A 4476-nucleotide genomic window follows, 5' to 3' on the forward strand; every position below is an offset into this window, starting at 1 on the left:
ATCGTGCGCGGCTGACCCACCGCACGATCCACCGCACGACCCGCCTCCGGAGCCCCGATGCGGACCCGCGCAGAGCGCCGGTCCGCATCCGGGCTCCGCGCGCGCCCCGGCCGGTAGGGTGGACCCACCGGTCGGGGCCTCGCACGTCCCACCGCCCTTCGACACCCCACGGAGCAGCACGACCATGACCCTCGAACCCTTCCTGCTGGAGATCCTGGTCTGCCCGCAGTGCCGCGCCGCCCTCACCGAGTCGGGCAGCGCCGAGCAGCCCGAACTCAGCTGCACCGGCGAGAGCTGCGGCCTGGTCTACCCGATCCGCGACGGCATCCCGGTGCTCCTCGTGGACGAGGCCCGCCGCCCCGCCTGATCCCTCGTCACCGGCGCGTCCCTGGAGGCCCAGCCGCATGCTCGACGACAGCCTGCTCGACGACCCGGCCGCCCTCCAGCGCGCCGACCGGGACCACGCCCTGCTGGCCCTGGCCGGCGCCGGCGCCCGGATCCGCACCGCCCTGCGGCTCGCCGAGGCGGCCGGCCTCGCGGCGCTGCGCCCCGACGGACGCCCGCGCGGCGTCCTGGTGGCCGGCCACGGCAGCGCCCTGATCGCGGGCGAGACGCTGGGCGCGCTGACCGGCGGCGCCGTCCTGGTGCAGTCGCTGCCCCCGGTCGACGCGGTGCCGGCCGGCGGGTCCGAGCCGTTCAGTGCGGGCCTGCGCTGGCAGCTGCCCGGCTGGGCCGGCCCGCTGGACCTGCTGGTGCTCGCCTCCGCGGACGGCAACGAGACGGGCCTGATCACGCTGGCCGAGCAGGCGTACGCGCGCGGCTGCGCGATCGCGGTGATCGCCCCCGTGGAGCGCCCGCTGTCCGAGGCCGCCCTCCAGGTGCGCGCCCTGCCGCTGCCGTTCGTGCCCGCCGCCGTCGAGGAGCCCACCGAGTGGGGCGCCGAGCCCGACCTGCCGGCCGAGGACCCCGCGGCGCTGTGGGCCTTCCTCACCCCGCTGCTGGCGCTGGCCGGCCGGATCGGCGTCCTCGCGCCGGTCGAGGCCGCCCTGGAGGCCGCCGCCGACCTGCTGGACACGCTGGCCGTGCGTCACCGCCCCGACGCCGCCGCCTACCTGAACCCCGCCAAGTCCCTGGCCGGGCAACTCGCCGGCACCGTCCCGCTGCTGTGGAGCGAGGGCCCGGTGGCCGCGGTCGTCGCCACCCGCTTCGCCGCGATGCTCGCCGACCGGGCCGGTCGCCCCGCCGTCACCGGCCAGCTCCCGCAGGCGCTCACCGCCCAGCACGGCATGCTCACCGGGCAGCTGGGCGCCGGCGCGGACCCAGGCGACTTCTTCCGCGACCGGGTCGAGGAGCCGGACCCGCTCACCGTGCAGGTGCTGCTGCTGCGGCACACCCCGCGGGAGCCCGACCCGGCCGCCGGGCCGGCCTCGCCGCAGGCCGCACCCGAGCCGGCCCCGGCCACCCACAGCGGGCGCCGGGCGCAGCGGCTGGCCGCCGCGCACGAGGTGCGGCTGACCGAACTCGCGGCCATCCGTCAGGAGCCGCTGGAGGCGCTGGCCGAGCTGCTCGCGCTGACCGACTTCGCGGCCGTCTACCTGGGCCTGGCGGCCGTCGCCGGGTCCTGACCGGCCCCAGCGCCCCGACCCGCCGGTCGGCTAGGGTCTGAGAGCCCTTCCCCGGCAGCGTCGCTGCCGCCCGACACCGCCACCAAGGAGCAGGTCGCCCTCATGGACCGCCTCGCCAACACCGTCCGCCCGTACGCCTGGGGCTCGACCACCGCGATTCCGGCCCTGCTCGGCGAGCAGCCCACCGGCGAGCCGCAGGCCGAACTGTGGCTCGGCGCCCACCCCGGTGACTCCTCCCGGGTGGACCGCGGTGCCGGGGTGCGCCGGCTGGCCGAGGTGATCGCCGCCGACCCGGTGGCCGAGCTGGGCGCCGAGGCCGTCGAGAAGTTCGGCCCGACGCTGCCCTTCCTGCTCAAGGTGCTGGCCGCCGGCATCCCGCTGTCGCTGCAGGTGCACCCCAGTCGCGCCCAGGCCCAGGCCGGCTTCGCGGCCGAGGAGGCCGCCGCGGTCCCGGTCGAGGCCGGCCACCGGAACTACAAGGACGCCAACCACAAGCCCGAACTCATCTGCGCGCTGGACGAGTTCGAGGGCCTCTGCGGCTTCCGCGACCCGCTGGCGACGGCCGACCTGATGGAGCTGCTGGCCGTCCCCGGCCTCTCCCCGCTGATCGACCTGCTGCGCACCAAGCCCGCCGGGCAGGCGCTGCGCGAGACCCTGGCCACCGTGCTCACCACCGACTCGGGCGTGGTCGCGGTGCTGGTCAAGGAGCTCGCCGAGGCGCTGGAGCGCGCGCAGCGCGAGTACCCCGACTCCCCGTACGTCGACGCCTGGGCGGGCTACGCGCACACCGCCGCGCTCTACCCCGGCGACGCCGGCGTGCTGGCCGCGCTGCTGCTCAACCACGTCCGCCTGCAGCCCGGTGAGGCGCTCTACCTGGGCGCCGGCGTCCCGCACGCCTACCTGCGGGGCACCGGGGTGGAGATCATGGCCAACTCGGACAACGTGCTGCGCTGCGGCCTGACCCCCAAGCACGTGGACGTCCCCGAACTGCTGAAGGTGGTCGTCTTCGAGGCCGGCGACCCCGGGGTGCGCGGCCCGGTGGCCGGTGCGGACGGCGAGGAGCTGTTCCCCGTGCCGATCGACGAGTTCCGGCTCTCGCGCTTCACCCTCACGGCGGACGGCGCGCAGCGCCGGGTGGACGGCCGCGCGGCCCAGATCCTGCTCTGCACCGAGGGCGCGGCCACCCTCACCGACGCCACCGGCGCCACCCTGGAGCTGGCCAAGGGCCAGTCCGCCTACCTGCCGGCCACCGGCACCGACACCGCCCTGACCGGCACCGGCGTGCTCTTCCGCGCCACGGTCACCCTGTAGTCGGGGCGAGTGAGCCGAAGGGCGCGCCGGTGCCGGAAGTGACGAGCGACGAGTGAGCGAGGAACGAGGGAACGTGGGAGCGAGCAGTGCCGACACCGGGTCGGAGCGCCCGGAGGCGAACCGAGCCCGTCGCGCCGAAGGCGGGACGAAGAGGTGAGTGCCGAGGGCGGTACCAAGGCGCTGATCGCGGCGCTCAGCGCCAACCTGGCCATCGCGGTCGCGAAGTTCACCGCGTTCGCCTTCACCGGCTCGTCCTCGATGCTCGCCGAGGGCGTGCACTCGGTGGCCGACTCCGGCAACCAGGTGCTGCTGCTGGTCGGCGCCAAGCGGGCCAGGCGCGACGCCGACGAGGAGCACCCGTTCGGCTACGGCCGCGAGCGGTACGTGTACGGGTTCCTGGTGGCGGTCGTGCTCTTCAGCGTCGGCGGCCTGTTCGCCGTCTACGAGGGCTACGAGAAGATCCGCGACCCGCACGAGCTGCACGGCTGGTACTGGGCGGTGGGCGTGCTGGTCTTCGCCGTCCTGATGGAGGGCTGGTCGTTCCTGACCGCCTTCCGCGAGGCCGGCAAGGCCAAGGGCACGCTCGGCTGGGTCGGCTACATCCGCCGGGCGAAGGCGCCGGAGCTGCCGGTGGTCCTGCTGGAGGACGCCGGCGCGCTGATCGGTCTGGTGCTCGCGCTGATCGGGGTGGGCCTGACGGTCGCCACCGGCGACGGCGTCTGGGACGGCGTCGGCACCCTGTGCATCGGGCTGCTGCTGGTGGCGATCGCCGTCGTGCTGGCGGTGGAGACCAAGTCGCTGCTGGTGGGCGAGTCGGCCGACCGGCAGACCGTGTACCGGATCAGGACCGCGCTGCTCGACACCCGCGCCATCACCGAGGTGATCCACCTGCGCACGCTGCACGTGGGCCCGGAGGAGCTGCTGGTCGCCGCCAAGATCGGGGTGCGCCGCGAGGACACCGCCGAGCAGGTGGTGGCGACCATCGACGCGGCCGAGGCCCGGGTGCGCGCCGCCGTCCCGATCGCCCGTGCGGTCTACCTGGAGCCGGACGTCTACTCGGCCGAGAAGGCCGCCGCCGGTCCCGACCCGCAGGCCACCCCGGGCGGGCCCGGCCGGCACTGAACGCACGCCGCCGGGCGGTCGGCGCGCCCTCGCGGCAGCCTCCGCCCGGCCTCGAACGCGGCCGGAATCCGTCCGTGCACCCGCCCCGCCGGGCACCGCCGGTGTAGATTCGTCACAGAGCCGAACGTCGCTGCTGATGGCGGTCGATCGGGGGAGCGGCGCAGCCGCGCACCCGGTCGAGGGAGAGAGGTCCTCCGACGATTGGTGCCCAGGCGCGGCGTGCCGGCGTCGAACAGCGGTGTGCGCACCGCGCGTTCGTGCTGCCCGTGGCCGTTCCCGTGGCACCCAGCGGACCTCACGTCCTGATCCCACGCAGCGAGGAGCTGACGCATGTCGTCCAACCCCACCGGTGACTTCAAGGTCGCCGATCTCTCCCTGGCGCCGTTCGGTCGCAAGGAGATCCAGCTGGCCGAGCACG

4 protein-coding genes are annotated in these 4476 nt (G+C 75.5%); all 4 read left to right on the forward strand.

Annotated elements, in window-relative coordinates; all coding sequences use genetic code 11:
* Positions 1 to 184: 184 nt before the first annotated feature.
* The 4 genes from ABD323_RS39560 (at position 185) to ABD323_RS39575 (ending at position 4058) form a co-directional block, all read left to right on the forward strand.
* Entirely contained in the window at positions 185 to 367 is a 183-nt protein-coding gene (locus ABD323_RS39560) for a Trm112 family protein (protein ID WP_344446950.1), read from the forward strand.
* A 37-nt stretch (positions 368 to 404) separates the two neighbouring features.
* The gene (locus ABD323_RS39565; protein ID WP_344446951.1) at positions 405 to 1625 is read left to right on the forward strand and encodes an SIS domain-containing protein; all 1221 of its coding nucleotides are present in this window, start codon (positions 405 to 407) and stop codon (positions 1623 to 1625) included.
* A gap of 102 nt (positions 1626 to 1727) precedes the next feature.
* The gene (gene manA, locus ABD323_RS39570; protein ID WP_344446952.1) at positions 1728 to 2936 is read left to right on the forward strand and encodes a mannose-6-phosphate isomerase, class I; all 1209 of its coding nucleotides are present in this window, start codon (positions 1728 to 1730) and stop codon (positions 2934 to 2936) included.
* Positions 2937 to 3089: 153 nt separating this feature from the next.
* Positions 3090 to 4058, forward strand: a complete 969-nt coding sequence (locus tag ABD323_RS39575) for a cation diffusion facilitator family transporter (RefSeq protein WP_344446953.1) — start codon at positions 3090 to 3092, stop codon at positions 4056 to 4058.
* Positions 4059 to 4476 lie beyond the last annotated feature (418 nt).

Origin of the sequence: Kitasatospora nipponensis (assembly GCF_039528135.1) — a bacterium.
Lineage (GTDB): Bacteria > Actinomycetota > Actinomycetes > Streptomycetales > Streptomycetaceae > Kitasatospora > Kitasatospora nipponensis.

Excerpts from the sequence above, each read along its gene's own strand:
- ABD323_RS39560 (WP_344446950.1), top strand. The coding sequence starts at position 185 with ATGACCCTCGAACCCTTCCTGCTGGAGATCCTGGTCTGCCCGCAGTGC.
- ABD323_RS39565 (WP_344446951.1), top strand. The coding sequence starts at position 405 with ATGCTCGACGACAGCCTGCTCGACGACCCGGCCGCCCTCCAGCGCGCC.
- manA (WP_344446952.1), top strand. The coding sequence starts at position 1,728 with ATGGACCGCCTCGCCAACACCGTCCGCCCGTACGCCTGGGGCTCGACC.